At 60.6% G+C, this 20,477-nt stretch carries 17 protein-coding genes and 1 pseudogene; 9 read left to right on the forward strand and 9 right to left on the reverse strand.

Features of this window, described 5'->3' with window-relative positions; all coding sequences use genetic code 11:
• Nucleotides 1-29: 29 nt before the first annotated feature.
• Entirely contained in the window at nt 30-1,346 is a 1,317-nt protein-coding gene (locus AC3IUF_RS19875) for a Na+/H+ antiporter family protein (protein WP_007920443.1), read from the reverse strand.
• A 1,394-nt stretch (nt 1,347-2,740) separates the two neighbouring features.
• Between AC3IUF_RS19875 and AC3IUF_RS19880 the strand changes: the two are divergent.
• Both AC3IUF_RS19880 and AC3IUF_RS19885 read left to right on the forward strand, forming a co-directional pair.
• A pseudogene (locus AC3IUF_RS19880) lies at nt 2,741-2,887 on the forward strand (HAMP domain-containing protein); the annotation flags it as partial.
• A gap of 102 nt (nt 2,888-2,989) precedes the next feature.
• Entirely contained in the window at nt 2,990-3,745 is a 756-nt protein-coding gene (locus AC3IUF_RS19885) for a methyl-accepting chemotaxis protein (protein WP_371857720.1), read from the forward strand.
• A gap of 293 nt (nt 3,746-4,038) precedes the next feature.
• On the opposite strand, the gene AC3IUF_RS19890 is transcribed toward AC3IUF_RS19885, so the two are convergent.
• From AC3IUF_RS19890 to AC3IUF_RS19905, 4 genes are read right to left on the reverse strand one after another with little or no spacing between them, the layout of a single operon-like run.
• Entirely contained in the window at nt 4,039-5,352 is a 1,314-nt protein-coding gene (locus AC3IUF_RS19890; protein WP_123376975.1) for a sensor histidine kinase, read from the reverse strand.
• Complete coding sequence (locus tag AC3IUF_RS19895; protein WP_007915592.1) at nt 5,349-6,017, reverse strand: response regulator transcription factor; 669 nt, start codon at nt 6,015-6,017, stop codon at nt 5,349-5,351. Before AC3IUF_RS19895 ends, AC3IUF_RS19890 begins: the two co-directional genes overlap by 4 nt.
• A 3-nt stretch (nt 6,018-6,020) precedes the next feature.
• Nucleotides 6,021-6,332 (reverse strand): PepSY domain-containing protein, encoded by a 312-nt coding sequence (locus AC3IUF_RS19900; RefSeq protein ID WP_007915591.1) that lies wholly within the window; start codon nt 6,330-6,332, stop codon nt 6,021-6,023.
• Complete coding sequence (locus AC3IUF_RS19905; protein WP_007915590.1) at nt 6,332-6,640, reverse strand: PepSY domain-containing protein; 309 nt, start codon at nt 6,638-6,640, stop codon at nt 6,332-6,334. Before AC3IUF_RS19905 ends, AC3IUF_RS19900 begins: the two co-directional genes overlap by 1 nt.
• A gap of 192 nt (nt 6,641-6,832) precedes the next feature.
• On the opposite strand from AC3IUF_RS19905, the gene AC3IUF_RS19910 reads away from it, so the two are divergent.
• From AC3IUF_RS19910 to codA, 5 genes are all read left to right on the forward strand, one after another.
• Nucleotides 6,833-7,912, forward strand: coding sequence for a patatin-like phospholipase family protein (locus tag AC3IUF_RS19910; RefSeq protein WP_007915589.1), 1,080 nt, complete (start codon nt 6,833-6,835; stop codon nt 7,910-7,912).
• 85 nt (nt 7,913-7,997) lie between these two features.
• Nucleotides 7,998-8,354 carry a 6-carboxytetrahydropterin synthase QueD gene (gene queD, locus AC3IUF_RS19915; protein ID WP_007915588.1) on the forward strand — a complete coding sequence of 119 codons (357 nt, stop codon included), beginning with the start codon at nt 7,998-8,000 and terminating at the stop codon, nt 8,352-8,354.
• A gap of 142 nt (nt 8,355-8,496) precedes the next feature.
• Nucleotides 8,497-9,309, forward strand: coding sequence for an alpha/beta fold hydrolase (locus AC3IUF_RS19920; protein ID WP_489279074.1), 813 nt, complete (start codon nt 8,497-8,499; stop codon nt 9,307-9,309).
• Nucleotides 9,310-9,526: 217 nt separating this feature from the next.
• Nucleotides 9,527-10,798, forward strand: coding sequence for a cytosine permease (gene codB / locus AC3IUF_RS19925; protein ID WP_489279076.1), 1,272 nt, complete (start codon nt 9,527-9,529; stop codon nt 10,796-10,798).
• A 14-nt stretch (nt 10,799-10,812) separates the two neighbouring features.
• Nucleotides 10,813-12,060 (forward strand): cytosine deaminase, encoded by a 1,248-nt coding sequence (codA, locus tag AC3IUF_RS19930; RefSeq protein WP_095114259.1) that lies wholly within the window; start codon nt 10,813-10,815, stop codon nt 12,058-12,060.
• A gap of 252 nt (nt 12,061-12,312) precedes the next feature.
• On the opposite strand, the gene AC3IUF_RS19935 is transcribed toward codA, so the two are convergent.
• The gene (locus AC3IUF_RS19935; RefSeq protein WP_414915730.1) at nt 12,313-13,293 is read right to left on the reverse strand and encodes a diaminopimelate epimerase; all 981 of its coding nucleotides are present in this window, start codon (nt 13,291-13,293) and stop codon (nt 12,313-12,315) included.
• Nucleotides 13,294-13,529: 236 nt separating this feature from the next.
• Between AC3IUF_RS19935 and AC3IUF_RS19940 the strand changes: the two genes are divergently transcribed.
• Nucleotides 13,530-14,681: an MFS transporter gene (locus AC3IUF_RS19940; RefSeq protein ID WP_489279077.1), complete on the forward strand. Its 1,152-nt coding sequence runs from the start codon at nt 13,530-13,532 to the stop codon at nt 14,679-14,681.
• A gap of 93 nt (nt 14,682-14,774) precedes the next feature.
• Nucleotides 14,775-16,283, forward strand: a complete 1,509-nt coding sequence (locus tag AC3IUF_RS19945; RefSeq protein ID WP_489279079.1) for a trypsin-like serine peptidase — start codon at nt 14,775-14,777, stop codon at nt 16,281-16,283.
• A gap of 55 nt (nt 16,284-16,338) precedes the next feature.
• Here the strand turns inward: AC3IUF_RS19945 and AC3IUF_RS19950 are convergent, their stop codons facing one another.
• From AC3IUF_RS19950 to AC3IUF_RS19960, 3 genes are all read right to left on the reverse strand, one after another.
• Complete coding sequence (locus tag AC3IUF_RS19950; protein ID WP_489279081.1) at nt 16,339-18,765, reverse strand: TonB-dependent siderophore receptor; 2,427 nt, start codon at nt 18,763-18,765, stop codon at nt 16,339-16,341.
• A gap of 98 nt (nt 18,766-18,863) precedes the next feature.
• Nucleotides 18,864-19,847: a FecR family protein gene (locus tag AC3IUF_RS19955; RefSeq protein WP_489279082.1), complete on the reverse strand. Its 984-nt coding sequence runs from the start codon at nt 19,845-19,847 to the stop codon at nt 18,864-18,866.
• A 40-nt stretch (nt 19,848-19,887) separates the two neighbouring features.
• A complete protein-coding gene (locus AC3IUF_RS19960; protein ID WP_007915577.1) occupies nt 19,888-20,379 on the reverse strand; it encodes a sigma-70 family RNA polymerase sigma factor in 492 nt (163 codons plus the stop codon).
• Nucleotides 20,380-20,477 lie beyond the last annotated feature (98 nt).

Below are 20,477 nucleotides of genomic sequence, written 5' to 3' on the forward strand. Positions count from 1 at the left end.
GCAAGCCAGCTCCCACAGGTTTCAGGGGTTCAGAGAACCATCGCGGCCACCCAGCCGAACGCCAGCAGCGGCAGGTTGTAGTGCAGGAACGTCGGCACCACGGTGTCCCAGATATGGTGATGCTGGCCGTCGATGTTCAGACCGGAGGTCGGGCCCAGCGTCGAGTCCGAGGCCGGCGAGCCGGCGTCGCCCAAAGCACCAGCGGTACCGACGATGCACACGATAGCGATCGGGCTGAAGCCCAGTTGCACGCACAGCGGCACGAAAATCGCCGCCAGAATAGGCACCGTGGAAAACGACGAACCGATGCCCATGGTCACCAGCAACCCGACCAGCAGCATCAACAACGCGCCGATGCCCTTGCTGTGATTGATCCACGATGCCGAGGATTCAACCAGCGTCTGCACTTCGCCAGTGGCCTTCATCACCTCGGCAAACCCGGAGGCGGCGATCATGATGAAGCCGATCATCGCCATCATCTTCATGCCCTCGGTGAAGAGGTCATCGGTCTCGCGCCATTTCACAATGCCCGACACCGAGAAGATCAGGAAACCGACCAGCGCCCCGATAATCATCGAGTCCAGCAGCAGTTGCACGATGAACGCAGCAGCAATCGCCACACCGGCAATCATCAGGCTCAGCGGGTTGTACTGCACCGCCACTTGCTCGACCTGCTCAATCTTCGCCAGGTCGTATACGCGCCGCTTGCGATAAGTGATGAACGCCATCGCCAGGCCGAAGACCATGCCCAGCGCCGGAATGCCCATGGCGTGGGTGACATTGATGCCGCTGATATCAACACCGCTACGGGCAACGTTGGCCAGCAGGATTTCATTGAGGAAGATGTTGCCGAAGCCCACCGGCAGGAACATGTACGGCGTGATCAGACCGAAGGTCATGACGCACGCGATCAGCCGGCGATCGAGTTGCAGCTTGGTCAGTACATAGAGAAGTGGCGGCACCAGTAGCGGAATGAACGCAATGTGGATCGGCAGAATGTTCTGCGAGGCAATCGCCACCACCCACAACAGGCCGATCAGCAGCCATTTGACGCTGCCACCGCCGGTCGCGTGCTGACGATCGACCATCGCCAGCGCTTTGTCAGCCAGCGCATGAGCCAGGCCGGACTTGGCAATCGCCACGGCGAAAGCACCAAGCAAGGCGTAGGACAACGCCACGGTCGCGCCGCCGCCCAGGCCGCTGTTGAACGCCTTGAGCGTGGCGTCGATGCCCAGACCACCGGTCAGGCCGCCGACCAGTGCGCCGACGATCAGGGCGATCACCACGTGCACGCGGGACAGGCTGAGAATCAGCATGACGCCGACTGCCGCTATGACTGCATTCATTTCACTACCTCAAAAAACACTGCGGTGGAAAACACACCGCCAGACAGGATGAGTCCGCCAAAGCTTGATCGGCGGATTTGCAAAGAGGGTCTTATTAGAAGGGCGCGCACTGTGCCGCAGAGTGGCGGCGGTGTCAAAGCGAGCGCTCCCGGGTGCGTCAATCCGCCATATTGTGTTTCAAGGATAAAGAAAGCCGAAACGCGGCCGTTACAGTGCAAAGTCTCAGATATTTATCGAATAAGGACGTCTCCATGTCGCTCAGACAACTTTCCATCCAATGGAAAATCACCCTGCTCGCCGGCCTCTGCCTGGCCGGTATCGTGACCCTGTTGGTGGGTCTTTCGCTGTATCGCATGGAGCACAGTTCTGAACTGGTGAAAGCTTCGAGCATGGAGATGCTCACCGAGTCGGCGCAAGCGCGCATCGAGTCGCAAGGTGAAGTGCAGGCTGCCGGCATTCGCCAGCAATTCATGGACGCCTATCAGTACGGCCACGGTTTCTCGCGGCAGGTGCTGTTCCTGCGCGAACAGGCCGAGAAGCGCTTCCTCGATGCTTTCGATCTGCGTGAAGACATGACCCGTCAGGTCAAATCGGCGCTGCAAGCCAACCCGGACCTGCTCGGTCTGTCGCTGGTGTTCGAAGCCAACGCACTGGACGGCAAAGACGAACTGTTCGCCGGCCAAGCTGAACTGGGCAGCAACGACAAGGGCCGTTTCGCTCTGTACTGGTCGCAACCGATCCCGGGTAAAGTCACCTCGATGGCCCTGCCGGAAAGCGACATGGCCGACACCAGCACCGGTCCCAGCGGTCAAGCGGCCAACGCCTGGTTCACCTGCCCGCGCGCCACGCTCAAGCCGTGTGTGATCGAACCGTACTTCTATGTGATCGACGGGCAAAACGTGCTGATGACCAGCATCGTCTTCCCGCTGATGGTCAACGGCAAAGTGATTGCTTCGCTGTCGGTCGACATCAACCTCAACAGCCTGCAAGCGATCAGCCAGGGCGCGAGCAAAAAGCTCTATGACGGCCAGACCGCCGTGAGCATCATCAGCCCCGCCGGCCTGCTCGCCGGTTACAGCCCGGATGCCGGCAAACTCAGCCAGCGTCTGGATGCGGTGGATAAAACCAGCGGCGCCGAGTTGCTCAGCAAGCTCGCCTCCAGCACAAGCGTCAGCAGCCTGCACAGCAACGGCCAGTTGAAAGTGCTGTCGCCATTTCAACCGATTCCCGGGGGTCCGTCGTGGGGCGTGCTGCTGGATGTGCCAGAGAAAGTCCTGGTCAGCCGCGCCGAAGCGCTCAAGCAACAACTGGACGCGAGCAACAACTCCGGCACGCTGATCGAATTGAGCCTCGGCGTGCTGGCCGCGTTGATCGGCTTGCTGCTGGTGTGGCTGATGGCGCGCAGCGTGACCAAGCCGATCCTCGGCGTGGCGCACATGCTTGAAGACATCGCCAGCGGCGAAGGCGATCTGACCCGCCGTCTGGCCTATGACAAAAAGGACGAACTCGGGCAACTGGCCGGTTGGTTCAACAAGTTCCTCGACAAGTTGCAGCCGATCATTGCCGAGGTGAAACGCTCGGTGCAGGACGCGCGCAACACCGCCGACCAGTCTTCGGCCATCGCCACGCAAACCAGCGCCGGCATGGAGCAGCAATACCGCCAGGTCGATCAGGTTGCCACTGCCTCCCACGAAATGAGCGCCACCGCGCAAGACGTCGCCCGCAGCGCCGCGCAGGCTGCCGAAGCCGCCAAGGATGCTGATCGCGCGACCCGTCAGGGCCTGACCGTGATCGACCGCACCACCGCGAGCATCGACACCCTCGCCGCCGACATGAGCGCAGCCATGGTGCAAGTCGAAGGCCTGGCCGCCAACAGCGAGAAGATCGGCGCGGTGCTGGAAACCATTCGTGCGATTGCCGAGCAGACTAACTTGCTCGCGCTTAATGCCGCGATCGAAGCGGCGCGCGCCGGTGAGGCCGGACGCGGTTTTGCCGTGGTCGCCGACGAAGTCCGCAACCTCGCCCGCCGCACACAAGAGTCGGTGGAAGAGACCCGTCAGGTCATCGAGCAACTGCAAACCGGTACGCAAGATGTGGTTGGTTCGATGGGCAACAGCCATCGTCAGGCTCAGGGCAGTGTCGAGCAGGTTGGCCAGGCTGTGACGGCGCTGCGCCAGATCGGCGATGCGGTCACGGTGATCAGCGACATGAACCTGCAGATTGCCAGCGCGGCGGAAGAGCAGAGCGCGGTGGCCGAGGAGATCAATAACAACGTGGCGACGATTCGCGATGTGACCGAGTCGTTGTCCGGGCAGGCGAATGAGTCGGCGCGGGTGAGTCAGTCGCTCAATAGTCTGGCGAATCAGCAGCAGAGTTTAATGGATCAGTTTCGGGTTTGATTCGCAGGTTGTGGGGTGTCAGTGAGATTCCCCCCTCACCCCAGCCCTCTCCCCCCAAGGGGGGCGAGGGGGAAAGGGAGCCGATCTCCATGTCATTCAAAACCTGAGTTCGACTCGGCATTTCAGGTCATGGGGAAGCTTTCAAAACCCGAGTTCGACTCGGTATCCATGTCACCAGAGGCTTTCAAAACCCGACTTCGACTCGGTATCTCACGTCGGCGTACCTCGAACAAACACCTCGGTCAGTCCCCTCTCCCTCCGGGAGAGGGTTAGGGTGAGGGGCTTCTAAAGGCTCACCGCCGAGGCAACTCGATCACCACCTTCAGCCCGCCCCATTCACTCTCGCCCAACACCAGCAAACCACCCCAGGTCTCGACAATATCGCGGACAATCCCCAGCCCCAGGCCATGCCCGTGGGTCTGCTCATCCAGCCGCGTGCCCCGACTGAACACCTCGGCGCGCTGTTCTTCGGGAATCCCCGGACCGTCATCCTCCACGCTCAGGGCAAAGCCGTCCGTACGCTCGATCACGCTCAGGCGCACTTCGGCATCCGCCCATTTGCAGGCGTTGTCCAGCAAGTTGCCGAGCAGTTCCAGCAAATCCTCACGATCCCACGGCAGTTGCAATCCCGCCGGCGCGACATAACTCAAGGCCAGATGCTCGCCGTGAATCATGTTCAGGGTCGCCAGCAATCCCGGCAGTTCCGCATCGCAATCAAACAGCGCACCTGGCAACGCATCACCGGACAGCCGCGCACGGTTCAACTCGCGATTAAGCCGTTGCTGCACCTGCTCCAGTTGTTCCTTGAGGACCTTGCGCAACTCGGGATGCGCATCGAGTTTTTCGCTGGACGCCAGACTCAACAGCACCGCCAACGGCGTTTTCAAGGCGTGACCGAGATTGCCCAAGGCATTGCGCGAGCGCTTGAGGCTGTCTTCGGTGTGTGCCAACAGATGGTTGATCTGCGCCACCAGCGGTTCCAGTTCCACCGGCACCTGTTCATCGAGTTGTGAACGCTGGCCCTGCTGCAATTGCGCAATCTGCTCGCGGGCCTTTTCCAGTGGTTTCAAGGCGCGACGCACGGTCAGCCGTTGCAGCAGCAGAATCAACAGCAATGCCGCCAGACCCAGGCCCAGGCCGATCTGGCGCATGCGCTGAAAGCTCTCGCGCACCGGCGTGTAATCCTGGGCGACGCTGATCGAAATCGATTGGCCGAGACGCCGATAGTCCGAACGCAGCACCAGCAATTGCTGACCGTCCGGCCCCAGTTGCAGATTGCTGTGCAGCCCGGGATGGTCGAGCAGTGGCAGATCCTGATCCCACAACGAACGCGAACGCCAATGGCTGTCGGCAAAATCAATGCGGAAATAGTGCCCGGAAAACGGCCGCTGATAAGCTGGCGACAAATGCCGCTCATCCAGTTGCAGGCCTTGCGGCCCGCGCACCAATGCCACCAGCAGACTTTCGCTGTCGTTGCGCAGACCGGCTTCGAGATAGCGCTGCAAACCCACTTCGAACAACCACAGACTGGTTTGCGCCACCACCACACCGACGACCACCATCACGCTGATCAAACCCAGGCTCAAGCGGCGTTGGATCGACCTCACGAAGCTTGCCCGCCGAACAGGTAACCCTGACCTCGACGGGTTTCGATCACACTTTTGCCGAGCTTGCGCCGCAGGTGATTGACGTGCACTTCGAGGACGTTGGAATCGCGCTCGGTTTCACCGTCGTAGAGGTGTTCGGCGAGGTGGCTTTTGGAGAGGATCTGCTCCGGGTGCAGCATGAAATAGCGCAGCAGGCGGAATTCGGCGGCGGTCAATTGAATGTCGGCGCCGTCGCGCACCACGCATTGGCGACCTTCGTCCAGATGCAGACCGGCCGCCTGCAATGTGGGTTGATTGGCCTGGCCTTTGGAGCGACGCAGCAGCGATTGAATGCGCAACTGCAACTCTTCGGGGTGGAACGGTTTGGTCAGGTAATCGTCAGCGCCGGCCTTCAGGCCTTCGATGCGCTCGGCCCAGGAATCGCGCGCCGTGAGGATCAGCACTGGAATCGCCAGGCCGCCGGCGCGCCACTGCGCCAGCACTTCAAGCCCCGGTACACCCGGCAGGCCGAGGTCGAGAATGATCAGGTCATAGGGTTCGCTGCTGCCCTGATACAGCGCATCGCGGCCGTCCGCCAGCCAATCGACTGCATAGCCCTGGCGTTGCAGGCCGGCGAGCAATTCGTCGGCCAGCGGTACGTGGTCTTCCACCAATAGCAAACGCATCGATCAATCTTCCTTGTCTTTCACCAGTTCGCCGGTATCGGCCTTCAAGTGCAGCTCACGGGCGACACCTTCGACGGTCAGCAACTCGACTTCATAAATGTAGACGTCGTGTTTTTCTTCCAGCTCGACTTCCAGCAGTTTTGCGCCGGGATAACGATCCATCGCCTGCTGCAGCACTTGCTCCAGCGGCAGGATCACGCCCTGCTTGCGCAGATCAAGCGCCTCGTCCGGACCGAGGTCGCGGGCCATGGCCGTCGAGCAACACATCACCAGCGCCAACGCCGTACGGCGGGTGGCGCGAACATTAACCTTCATTACGTATCCTGATGATCCTTGAGAACCTGCCCAGTCACCGCGTCTAATTCCAGATCCCACTCCAGCCCCTGCGGATCACGCATTTCGATCTGGTAGATGTACTTGCCGTACTGCTCTTCCAGCTCGGTATCGGTGATCGTCGAACCCGGGTGTTTTTCCAGCGCCGTGGCGTTGAGCTTCTCGAAGGAGACGATAGTACCAGCGTCGCGCAGACGCAGGGCTTCGTCGGGGCCGAGATCGCGGGCGTGGGCGAGGTTGGCGGTGAAGCCGATGATCGCGGCAATGGACAGGGCAGTCAGGGTTTTCATGGGGTCTCCGTATTTTTATGTGTTGCTTACGGTGGGCACCTTAGCGAGATGAACTTAACTGAAACTGAATTGCCATCATTGCCCCAGCTCAACACATGCCCCCGTGTAGGAGCTGCCGCAGGCTGCGGCAGCTCCTACAGGATTTTGTAACATGTGCTTATAATTGTTCGCTTGCTAACGATCGAGACCGGTATGACCGCCATCCACATCAAATTCCCCGCCCTCACCCTCAAGGCCGGCCCACGTGCCATGGCGCGCATTCGTGCCCAAGGCCTGAACGCCGCCGACGTCGGCACCCTGCCCGGCGCGGCCGGTGGACCGAAGGCGTTGGGGATTCAGGGGCTGGATCTGGCATTGTTCGGTGAATGGCTGCCGAGTGCACCGCGTGAGCGTTCGCTGATCGGCGCCTCGGTCGGTTCCTGGCGCTTCGCCAGCGCCTGCCTGCCGGACGCCGCCGAAGGCATTCGCCGCCTCGGTCATCTGTACGCCGAGCAGAATTTCAACAAAGGCGTGACCATGGCCGAGATCAGCCAGAGTTCGCAGCGCATGCTCAACGACCTGCTCGACGGTCGCGACGCGAGCATCCTCGACAACGCGCATTACCGGCTGAACATCATGGTGGTGAAAAGTCAGGGGCGTCTGGCCGATGACCATCGCGGCCGACTGGGTCTGGCACTGGGCTCGGTGATTGCCGACAACCTGCGCGGTCGCGCGCGGCTGTCGCGGCACTTCGAACGACTGATCATCCACGACCCACGCCTCGCCCCGCCGGTCAATGCGCTGAACGATTTCCCGTCGCGCTTTGTCGCCCTGAATGCCGGCAATCTGCGTCAGGCCTTGTTGGCGTCGGGATCGATCCCGATGGTCATGGAAGGCGTACGCGACCTGCCGGGCGCCGGTGCCGGGACGTTCCGCGACGGCGGCCTGCTCGACTATCACCTTGACCTGCCCTACAGCGGCGACGGCATCGTGCTTTATCCGCACTTCACTGATCGGGTGATTCCCGGCTGGTTCGACAAGACCCTGCCGTGGCGCAAGGCCTCGGTGGAGCGCTTGCAGGACGTGCTGCTGCTCGCGCCTTCGAAGGAATATCTGGCGCGCCTGCCCTACGGCAAACTCCCCGATCGTAATGATTTCAAACGCTTCATGGGCGATGCGCCGAGCCGGCAGAAATACTGGCACGCAGCGATGGACGAGAGCCGTCGCCTCGGCGATGAGTTCCTTGAACTGACTGCCAATGGTCGCCTCGCCGAGCGCTTGCTGACCCTTTAGTCAGCACGGCCAAAGACAAGCTGGTAAACTCGCCGCCTGCCCGAATCGCTGCGGCGAACGCCATCTGAACAGAGCCGAAAATACCGTGGAAATCTTCAAAGAGTTTACTTTCGAATCCGCCCACCGCCTGCCGCACGTCCCGGACGGCCACAAGTGCGGGCGTCTGCACGGTCACTCGTTCAAAGTGGCGCTTCACCTCAGCGGCGACCTCGATCCGCACACCGGCTGGATCCGCGATTTCTCTGAAATCAAAGCGATCTTCAAGCCGCTGTACGAGCGTCTCGATCACAACTACCTGAACGACATTCCCGGTCTGGAAAACCCGACCAGCGAAGTGCTGGCCAAATTCATCTGGAATGAAATGAAGCCGTTGTTGCCGGAACTGAGCGCGATCCGTATTCACGAGACGTGCACCAGCGGTTGTATCTATCGCGGTGAATAACCTGAAGTAGATCTCCCTCGTAGGAGCTGCCGAAGGCTCCTACAGGGGGATTGGTGTTTTGTCTGGGAAATAGAGAACAGCCCGCGAGGCTGTTTTTTTACGCCTATGCTTTTTGGCTCCCACCCGCCAAGAGGACAGGCCCATGACAGACTGGCTGCTGGATCAGGTCTTTGACTTCAACGGGCATCCCGTTCATTACGCCATACGCGGCGACGGCCCGCCGCTGGTGTTCGTGCATGGCACGCCGTTTTCGTCATACGTGTGGCACCGGATCGCGCCGCACTTTTTCGCCACGCATCGCGTGCATTACTTCGACCTGCTGGGCTACGGGCGCTCCGAGCAACCTGACGCCGATGTCTCTCTCGGCGTGCAAAACCAACTGTTGGCGCAGTTGCTCGATCACTGGAATATTCAACACCCCGATGTCGTCGCTCACGATTTTGGCGGCGCCACCGTACTGCGTGCACACCTGCTCAACGGCAAGGATTACCGCAGCCTGACGCTGATCGATCCGGTGGCGCTGACGCCGTGGGGTTCGCCATTCGTGCAGCATGTGCGTCAGCATGAAGCGGCGTTCAGCGGCCTGCCCGACTACATCCAGCGCGCGGTCGTGCCTACCTATATTCGCGGGGCGATTCACCGCGATATCCCCGACGACGAACTCGCACCCTACGTGCAGCCGTGGCTCGGCGATCCCGGGCAAGCGGCGTTCTATCGGCAGATTGCGCAGATGGACGAGCGCTATACCCGTGAAGCAGAAAGCCTGTACCCGACGATCCGCTGTCCGGTGCAGATTCTCTGGGGCGAAGAGGACCGGTGGATCCCCATCGAGCGTGGCCGAGCGTTACATCAAATGATCCCGGGATCACAATTCCACCCGATTGCCAACGCCGGCCACCTCGTCCAGGAAGACGCCCCCGAAGCCATCGTCGCCGCCCTGCTGCGCTTCCTCTGACCTTGATCGTTCCCACGCTCTGCGTGGGAACGATCAAAAACAAGATCAAAAGATCGCAGCCTTCGGCAGCTCCTACATTGGGGCTCCGGTGTATTCAGGTGCACTGTTTTCGCGCTTGCCGACGCGACTCGTCTATACATAACCCGCGCCATCCGGCATTTGGCACGACCACTGCAACCCTCCCCCGCGTCTCCTCTATTCCAGCAAGGACCGCCCCATGACGCAGAACGATCCCGGCAACGATTACCCCCTCAGCGAAGTCCCCATGCATGCGCGCAAAGGCCTGGCCTCCACGGCGATGGTGTTACTGGGCTTCACGTTTTTCACCGCAACCATGTTTGCCGGCGGCAAGCTCGGCGTGGCGTTCAGTTTCGGCGAGATGATGGCGGTGATCATCGTCGGCAATCTGCTGCTGGGTTTGTACGCGGCAGGCCTGGGTTACATCGCTTTCAAGAGCGGCCTCAATTCGGTGTTGATGGGCCGTTTCTGCTTCGGCGAAGTTGGCAGCAAGCTCAGCGACCTGATCCTCGGTTTCACCCAGATCGGCTGGTACGCCTGGGGCACGGCGACGGCTGCCGTCGTGATCGGTAAATATTTCAATCTCGACGAAAGTACGGTACTCGGCCTGATGGTGCTGTTCGGTCTGCTGTTCTGCGCCACAGCCTACGTCGGTTATCGCGGACTGGAGATTCTCTCGTACATCGCGGTGCCGGCAATGATGTTGCTGCTGATGCTGTCGATGTGGGTGGCGACGGTGAAAGTCGGCGGGTTCGAAGGTTTGCTCAGCGTCGTACCGACGGGTTCGCTGGACTGGTCAACGGCCATTACGCTGGTATTCGGCACCTTCGTCAGCGGCGCAACGCAGGCGACCAACTGGACACGCTTCTCGCGTTCGGCCCGGGTGGCGGTGCTGGCCAGCCTGATCGGTTTCTTCATCGGCAACGGCCTGATGGTATTGATCGGCGCTTACGGCGCCATCGTTTACCAACAACCCGACGTGGTTGAAGTGCTGCTGTTGCAAGGTTTCGCCATGGCGGCGATGGCCATGCTGTTGCTGAACATCTGGAGCACCCAGGACAACACCATCTACAACTTCGCCGTCGCCGGTTGCAACCTGCTGCGCACCGGCCGGCGCAAAACCGTGACCCTCGCCGGCGCAGTGATTGGCACCCTCCTCGCGCTGCTGGGCATGTACGACATGCTGGTGCCGTATCTGATTCTGCTCGGCACGGTGATTCCACCGATTGGCGGGGTGATCATGGCGGACTTTTTCTTCCGTTGGCGCGGGCACTATCCGCGTCTGGCCGACGCACGGTTGCCGGCGTTCAACTGGCCGGGCCTCGGGGCCTATGCGGTCGGCACTGTCGCCGCGTTCAGCTCGCCTTGGGTCGCGCCACTGGTAGGGATCGCCGCTGCCGCGCTAACGTATGTCATCGTCACCGGCGTGCTCGGCGCTCGCAGCGCGAGCGCGCCACTACAAGACCTATAAAAAGGATTCGCCTGATGCACATCATCAACGCCCGTTTGCGCAACCAGGAAGGTTTGCACGAATTACACCTCGAAGACGGCCTGATCCGCAGCATCGCCCGGCAGACCGAAGCGCCCACTCTCGGCCCGGATGACCTCGACGCCGGCGGCAATCTGGTGGTGCCGCCCTTCGTCGAACCGCACATTCACCTCGACGCCACGCTGACCGCTGGCGAGCCACGCTGGAACATGAGCGGCACATTGTTCGAAGGCATCGAGTGCTGGGGCGAGCGCAAGGTCACCATCACCGAAGAAGACACCAAGACCCGCGCCAAGAAAACCATTCAAGCCCTGGCCGCGCACGGTATCCAGCACGTGCGCACCCACGTCGACGTCACCGACCCGCAACTTACCGCGCTCAAAGCCATGCTCGAAGTGCGCGAGGAAAGCCGCCACCTCATCGATCTGCAAATCGTCGCCTTTCCGCAGGAAGGCATCGAGTCGTTCCGCAACGGTCGCGAGTTGATGGAAGAGTCGATTCGCATGGGCGCGGACGTGGTTGGCGGCATTCCGCATTTCGAGTACACCCGCGATCAAGGTGTGAGTTCGGTGAAGTTCCTGATGGACCTGGCCGAGCGCACCGGTTGCCTGGTCGACGTGCATTGCGACGAAACCGACGACCCGCATTCACGCTTTCTTGAAGTCCTCGCCGAAGAAGCACGCAGCCGCGACATGGGCGCCCTCGTCACCGCCAGCCACACCACGGCGATGGGTTCTTACGACAACGCTTATTGCGCCAAACTGTTCCGTCTGCTCGGCCATTCCGGAATCAGTTTTGTCTCCTGCCCCACCGAGAGCATTCACCTGCAAGGGCGTTTCGACAACTTCCCGAAACGCCGGGGCGTGACCCGTGTGAATGAATTGCTCGAAGCCGGCATGAACGTCTGTTTCGGCCAGGATTCCATCGTCGACCCGTGGTATCCGCTGGGCAACGGCAACATCCTGCGCGTGCTTGAGGCCGGGCTGCACATCTGCCACATGCTCGGTTACCGCAACCTGCAAAGTGCGCTGGACCTGGTCACGGATAACAGCGCCAAAGCCATGCACCTGGGTGAGCGTTATGGCCTGGAACAGGGGCGTCCGGCGAATCTGCTGATTCTCTCGGCAGACAGTGATTACGAGGTGATCCGCAGTCAGGGCTTGCCGTTGTACTCGATTCGCGGCGGCAAGGTGTTGATGAAGCGGCAGATGCCGGTGGTGGAGTTCAGTGGTGAACTGAGCTGAGCTGAGATCTGCGGCGGGGCTGATGGCCCATCGCTGGCAAGCCAGCTCCCACAAGGATCTGTGGCGCACCGCAGATCCAATGTAGGAGTGAGCCAGCACGCGATAGCGCACTGGCATTCAATAAAGATGTTGTCTGATCTACCGCTATCGCGAGCAGGCTCACTCCTACAAGGGTTCAGTGGCGTACACAAATGAGGTGTTCACCACAAAACCCTGTGGGAGCCTGGCTTGCCAGCGATAGGGTCTTTGAATTCAGCCCATCAACCGCGCCGTACCAAACAACCTGACCCGCCGCAATTCACCCTCTGCTTCTTCGAGCAAAATCGGCGCCGTGCCGCCGGGCATGACCACCTGCACTTCTCCCGCCTCGACCCAACCCACCCGCCAAGCCGCCGATGCCACGGCACTGGCACTGGTGCCGGAGGACGCCGTCGGCCCTTCGCCGCGTTCAAATACTCGCGCGAGGATTTTCTGTGGTGATTCCAGCACCGCCCATTGCAGATTGACACCTGCCGGGCATGGATCTCCGGCACCGGTGGGCATGGCGTAGGCGATTTCGGTCAGGCCTTCGTTCAGGGGTGATTCACGCATTTGCTCGTTGCTCGGCAAAGTAGATACATCGCGGAGCAGCGTTACGCAATGCGGATTGCCAATGCGCACGAATTGGCTATGCGCCCAGTCGGAATCAAGTTGTGCCAAGGGCTGAACGTGGCTCACGTCCCGAGCATTGAACTCAATGCCTTGAACAGTCTGCGCACCGACCGCATCCGGTCCAAATCGCGGTTGGCCGAGATCGAGCCAGAAGCCTTTAACACCTTCGACTTCAGCCGGTTTCGCCGAGGTCTCCACGGCGTAACCCTTGTCGTGATGCACGCGCAACAAAGCACCCTCCTCTGGCATCAAGCCTTGCTCGGTCAGCGCCTGCGAGAAAATCGTCAGGCCATTGCCACTGCGCTCGGCGAGCGTGCCGTCGGTGTTGACGATCAGCACGTCGAATGGCGGCGACGTCTGGAACGGGCCGATCAGCAGGCCGTCACTGCGGTGGGACTTGCTGTTTGCCGGGCGTTGGTCTTCGGGCCAGTCGCAGCAGAGTTTGATTGCCGCTGCGCTCCAAGAGTGACGCGCAGAGGCGCATTCAGTGGCGCTGACGGGCAAAACAATGCCCGCGTCGCGCAATGCCTGCGGCGCAATCACCCCATAGATATTGCCCCGTGCATCGTAGAATTGCGTCATCAACCTTAGTCCCTGCTACCGAAGAATCCCACTGTAAACCGAATCCCCTGTAGGAGTGAGCCTGCTCGCGATAGCGGTGTATCAGGCAAAAAAATATTGACTGACAAGCCGCTATCGCGAGCAGGCTCGCTCCCACAGGGTAGGATGTCGTCTGCACGTCCCCGAGCATCGGCGATCGAACCTCGTCGCTGAATCACTGTCCTTCGGGGACGCGATGTTTTTTGCCAAGGATCGATATGACCAGCCTCAACCCCCAAGACACCTTCGTCCCCGGACGCCTGCAACAGATGTCCACGCGCATCGCCTTTTTCATCGCCGGACTCGGTATCGCCGCGTGGGCGCCGTTGGTGCCGTACGCCAAGGCCCGTGCCGGACTGGATGAAGGCACGTTGGGGTTATTGCTGTTGTGCCTCGGCGTCGGTTCGATTCTGGCGATGCCGCTGGCGGGGATTCTGGCCACACGCTTTGGCTGTCGGCGGGTGGCCACCGGCGGCACGCTGCTGATCTGCGCGGCGCTGCCGTTACTGGCGACGGTGTCGTCGATACCGGCGCTGATCGCTACCCTGTTCATGTTCGGCGCCGGCCTCGGTACGGTGGATTCGACGGTGAACCTGCAAGCGGTGATCGTCGAACGCGCCAGCGGCAAGAACATGATGTCGGGTTTTCACGGCTTGTTCAGTCTCGGCGGGATTGTCGGCGCGGCGGGTGTCAGCGCCCTGCTCGGCCTCGGCTTGACGCCTCTCGCAGCCATGTTGGTGGTGGTCGTGGTGCTGATCGCGGCATTGTTCAAATGCGTGCCGCACATGTTGCCTTACGGCAGTGAAAGCTCCGGACCGGCATTCGCCATCCCTCACGGCATCGTGCTGTTTATTGGCGGGATGTGCTTCATCGTGTTCCTGACTGAAGGCGCGGCGCTGGACTGGAGTGCGGTGTTTCTGGCGCAGGAACGCGGGATCGACACGGCGTACGCGGGGTTGGGTTATGCGGCGTTTGCATTGACCATGACCGCCGGACGTTTGCTGGGTGACCGCATTGTGCGGATTGTCGGTGCCACGCGGATCATTCTGTTTGGCGGTCTGTTGGCTGCGGCTGGCCTGTTTCTGGCGACATTTGCGCCGAACTGGCAAGCGGCACTGGTGGGTTATGCGCTGGTCGGTGCCGGCTGTTCGAACATCGTGCCAGTGCTGTACACGGCGGTGGGCAAGCAAACGGTGATGCCGGAAAGCATCGCGGTGCCGGCGATTACCACTTTGGGCTATGCAGGGATTCTGGCCGGGCCGGCGGTAATCGGTTTTGTCGCCCATGCCAGTAGCTTGAGCTTTGCCTTTGGCTTGATGGCGGTATTGTTGGTCGCGGTGGCCATCGGCGGTAAGACATTGAAAGTATGAAGATTGGCGCGACACCTGTCAGGTTTGACAGTAGACAGGCCTTGACCCTTTGAATCATGGTGATTTCCAGCCACGCGGAAATGGAAATCTGTCATGAATATTCGAATTGGATCGGCTGTTGCACTTATCGCTCTTCTCCAGGGATGCGCCTCCGTCAATCGATACGACTGGGGCGAAGGCGGAGCCAACTTTGCTCCCGCTGAGCGGCTGGCCAATGCCAACGGACGTTATGCGCATTGGCAAGCCATTGGCCGTGTCGAAGTTGAAGGCGGCATGACCTGCTCCGGTACACTCATTGACACACGAGAACCCGGTACTGTGTCGAATCCGGCTTATGTACTGACCTCCGGACACTGCACACATCCGGAGATAGGCAATAACGAGGTCATCGTCAATCAGCCTGCAAAGGGTCGGGTTACGTTCAATTATTTTTTCGACACGCAACCGCACAGTCGCTCCTATGCGGTAAGCCGGATTGGCTGGAGCACGCTGCGTGGCCAAGACATCTCCATCGTTGAACTTGAACAGCCTCTGGAACAGTTGATCAGCGACGGTATCGAGCCTCTGAAACTGGCGCATGCCCCCTTGCCCCCCGAAGAAAACATTTTGATCACCGGCGCGCCCGTGAACGGCTTCATTCAGCGAATGGCATGCAAACAGGAACATTCGGCAGCGGTCATCGAAGGCCCGTGGCGATGGGTAGGACAATCGAGCAACCGTTGCCTCGATGTTGTCAGTGGATTATCCGGCTCACCGTTGCTTGCGCGTTATACCAATGAAGTCGTGGCTGTGTTGGGCACTACCACGCGCGGAAGTGAGCGTAATCGATGTGACAAGGGCGCCCCCTGTGAAGTCGTTGCCGGGCAGGTCAACAAGCGAACTGACACCAACTACGCCTCCACAGCCGAAGGCCTGGATGCTTGCTTCACCAAGGGGCGTTTCGACCCGCGTCCGGGTGACTGCCCGCTGGGAGCGGCATGGTCTTTTCCGACATCATCGCAAAACAGCGATTACATCAAAGTCGAGCGTGACGAGCACGGACAAGTCGTGCCATGGCATTGGCTGCAAACCTTCGCATTGAGCGCTCCCTACTACCGCTATCGCTATACGCGCACGCTGGACGAATGCCAGTCGCTTGCTGGGTATAGCCAGGTACAAACCGCTCGCCCTGGTTCCGAGAATCAGTTGAGCCATGAACTCAAAGAAGGTGCGGGGCTATATTTTCTCTGCCTGATTGGCCAACAGCGGCCTACGGACGTGCCAAAACAATCGGATGGAAAAACCCCCAGCATCTATTGGCGGTGGTTGCTGGAAGCACCAGCGCCGTTGGCGCCGGCCTATAAAATCGAATGGGTGGGTGACGATGACTACGATGTCAGGGTTTTTCCGGTCTCACCGGATCTGGATCCCTTTCAATTTCAATACAAGTCCGGGCAGCCCGGGAGCATCAACTGCAATGACGGGCTGGGATTCCAGCGCGTATCGCCCTCCACGGGCGTGTTCCATGTTTCCGTTGCCAATGGCCGGCAGAACGTCTGCCTCAAAGGCGCAGACCTGGCGGGGAATCCCGGACCCGTTCTCAACTTTCTGATACCTGAATAGCCTGAGAGCGTTTATTGCTGAACCAGAGGAAACCGGTTCAGCAATGGCTTGAGTCTTAGAAACCGACGCTGGCCTGCACAAAGAACGTACGCGGCGCGCCGACATACATCCCCGAGTTGTTGTCGCTGGAGCGGGTGAAGTACTGCTTGTCGAAGACGTTCTTCACCCCGGCGCCCAGCTTCAGGTTCGACACCTGCGGCCCGAAGTCATAACCCCCACGCACGTTCCAGGTCACGTAACCCGGAATGTCGCCGTACTGCCCGTCTGCGGTGCCGTCAGTGATGTAGTTGCCGTTGAAGCTGCCATCAGCGTTAACCCCGGTGCCCGGCGAGCGCTGTTTCGACTGGGCGAAACCGTCGAGGTTGTAGGTCCAGCGGTTGATGTCGTAACGCAAACCGACGGTCGCCACCTGACGCGAATAGAACGGCAGATCACGGCCCTTGAAACCCGGAATCTCGCCTTCATACGTGGCGCGGGTGTAAGTGAAACCGGCGTTGGCGGTCAAGCCATCGAGACGCGGATCCAGTGCCGCCATGTCGTAGTGCACCGACGCTTCGATGCCTTGGTGCTTGGTCGCGCCGAGATTCGTCCAGCCGACATCGTTGCTGATGTATTGCAGCTCGTCATCGAAGTCGATGTAGAACAGCGTTACCTCACCGCCCCACACATCATCGTTGTAGCGCGTGCCGATCTCGTAGGTCTTGGCCTTTTCCGGCTCCAGGCCATTGGCGGTCTGATCACCCGAGCCGCCCTGACCGAGCTGGAAATACTGCAGGCTGCCGAACGAGGTTTCGTAGTTGGCGAACAGTTTCCACGCGTCCGACAGGTGATACATCACGCTCAGCGCCGGCAGCGGCTCGTTGCTCTCGATGCTGCGGTTTTTTGCCTGCACCGGTTTGCCGGCCGTGTCGAGCACCGCGCGGTCATGCCAGTCAGTGCTGATGTGTTCGAAGCGGATGCCCGGAGTGATGGTCCAGTTGCCGACATCGATTTTGTTGTCGAGGTAGACCGAGTTGGCTTCGGTGCCGCCGGTACGATCCTGGAAAACATGACCATCAGACGTCGGCGTGAGCACCGGCTGATTATTGACCAGCGCCACTCGGCTCGACGATTCGTGCATCGCCTCTTTCAGGTAGCGGTAACCGACGCTGACTTCTTGCGTGGTCTGGCCGACATCGAAAACCCGCGAGACCCGTGGCTCGATGCCCAGCGTGTAATACGAGCGCGGATAGGAGCTGAGGGTTTTCTGGTCGCGCGCGGCGATGGTGCTGCCACGGAAACTGTCGGTGTAATAAGTGAGGATTTCCGCCTGGGTGCGTTCGTCGATCTGACGGATCCATTTGAACGACACGTCTTTGCGCCGACCGGTGAATTGGTCGTAGTCACGCACCGAGTCGTACGGTTTGGCGTCGTACTGCTTTTGCGTCAGACCACCGGGCATGTCGGCCGTGGCGTCGTAGTAGTGGAAGTTGAGGCTGAAATCGTCCTGATCGGTGGGCGCCCAATGGGTCTTGAGCAGCACGTCGTCGATGTCGTTGCCGTTGTTGCGCTCGCGATAACCGTTACCGTTGACGCCGGAATACAGCAACGCCACGCCCATGCCGTTGTCGGCAGTGCCACCGAGGAACGCCGTATCGATGTGTTTCCAGCCACCGTACTGAGTGGTTTCCAGGGTGGTGCCGATTTCACCGGTGGCTTTTTCCGGGATCGCGCGGGTGACGAAGTTGATCACCCCGCCGACGTTCTGCGGCCCATAACGCACCGAACCGGCGCCACGCACCACGTCGATGCTATCGAGGTTGCCCGAGGAAATCGGCGCCATCGACAGTTGCGGTTGACCGTACGGGGCGAATGCCGCCGGTACGCCGTCGATCAACACGGTGGAGCGCGGCGACAGACGCGAGGTCAGACCGCGCACGCCGACGTTGAGGGAAATATCGCTGCCGCCGGTGCCGTTGGAATCCTGCACCTGCACGCCCGGGACACGCTTGAGCACGTCGCTGACGTTCATCGCGCCCTGCTCGACCATGGCTTCGCGGCGGATCACCGTGCGCGCGCCGGGATGGTTCTGCACCACGGCGGCGTTGGCATCACCGAGCCAGTCACCAACCACCTTGATGTCGGTCACGCCCAGTTCCAACGGGCCGTTGCTGGCGGCGGAACTCGCGGCCGGCGACAGCGTTACCGAACCTTCGTTGATCTGATAATCCAGACCGCTGCCCTGCAGCAATTGGCGCAACGCCTGCTCCGGCGAGATATCACCGTCGACTGCCGGCGCCTGTTTGCCGGCGACCAGGTCCGGGCTGAAAAACACTTGCAGCGATGTCTGCTGGCCCAGTTCGCTGAGGGCCTGACCCAATGGCTGCGCGCGGATATGAATCGCTTCACCGGCAAACGCCAGCGGCATTGCAGCGTTGACCGCCAGCGCTAGGGCCAGCGGCAGCCAAGGGGATTTTTTGTTGTTGGCAGTGGTGTTTTTCACGTCGTACGTAGTCCTGTGGATCGCAAGAGTGTGCGGCTGTTAATGCAAACCAGTTGCAGTTGAACAGGAAGACGATGAACTCGAAAAAAACCTGAATTTTATTTTGCGATTATTTCCTGACTGCCATCCGCAAGGGTGCGAACGGCCACCGGCAGGATGCTCGGCAAGGCTTTGAGCAAAGCGTCGGTGTTGTCCGATTTGAACACGCTGGTCAGGCGCAGACTGGCCACGGCCGGATTGGCCACGGTCAGCGGCTGCTCACGGTAACGCGAGACTTCGGCCGCGACCTCACTGAGGCTGGCGTTGTTGAACACCAGTTTGCCGCTGCGCCACGCTGTCAGCTCCGCCGGGTTGACTGCATAGGCGGCGGCGACTTTGCCTTGCGTATCGACATAAGTGCCGAGGCCTGCGGTCAGGCTGATGAAGTGATCATCCGCTGCATCGCGCCCCTGCACTTTCACCGTGCCCTGCTCCACCGCTACGCGGGTTTGTGCGACATCGCGGCGCACATCGAAACGCGTGCCGGTGACCGTGACCTTGCCATTTCCGGTCTCGACCACGAACGGTCGCGAGGTATCGTGCGCGACGCTGAACAGCGCTTCGCCTTCGCTCAACTCGATCAGTCGACGATCCTTTTCATAGTGCACTTGCAAGCGGCTGCGGCTGTTCAGATCGATCACCGAACCGTCCGGCAGCGCCACGTGTTTGCGCTCACCCAGCGCCGTGGCGAATTCGGCGCTGTAGCCGCCGGGATGATTCAAACCACTGAACAAACCCAGGCCGAGCGCCACCGCCAGCACACTCGCGGCCACGGCATAACGCAGCATCGGACGGCGCTCGCGGCGAGTGGGCGGCGTTTCAACAAGGGCTTTGAGGCGTGGCGCCGGGAGCAAATCCGCCGCCGACCACAAGCCCTGGAGCAATTGGAATTCGTCACGGTGCTGCGGATGTTGATTCAGCCAGGCATCGAAGCGCTGCTGCTCGTCGGCACTGACGGCCGGCTCCTGCAAACGCACAAACCAGCGAGCCGCGTCATCGCGCACCGTTGTTTGCCCGCACGCGCAATCACGCGTATCCATCATGGAATGTCCTGTTGGGCTGGGGATGAAAAGCTGCGGCGGTTCATGACTGCAACCCGTCGAGGCGATCACGCAGATGCCGCAAGGTGCGGATCATATACTTTTCGACCATGTTCTTGGACAGGCCCAGGCGTTCGGCGATTTCCGCCTGGGTCAGGCCTTCGATCTTCTGCCAGACGAAGATCTTGCGGCAATTGACCGGCAATTCAGCGAGCGCCCGTTCGATGGAGTCAGCCAACTGGATCGCATGCATGTAATGCTCCGGGTCGCCGGATGACGACTCACTGTGATCGATGGCCTGGGACTCCATGGCGCCGCGCCGATCCTCACGCCGATAACCGTCGACCGCGATATTGCGCGCGGTCTGGTGCAAATACGCTCGCGGTTGCTGCACCGCCGCCGAATCGGACTCAAGCACCCGCACAAAGGTGTCGTGCGCCAGATCCTCGGCCTGCGCGCGATTGCGCAGGCGGCGAGTCCAGGTGCCGATCAACTCTTCGTAATGCTCGAAAAAGCCGGGTCTGCGGGGACGCATGGGGGTTTGGCGGCGTGCTGAGGAAAGGGGCGTGAATAGTAATGCTTCCTATTAAGGCGAAGCAATGGATTCCTCGATCCGACCGTCCGGGTCGCCTC

The sequence above is a fragment of the Pseudomonas sp. KH_040 genome (assembly GCF_057839305.1).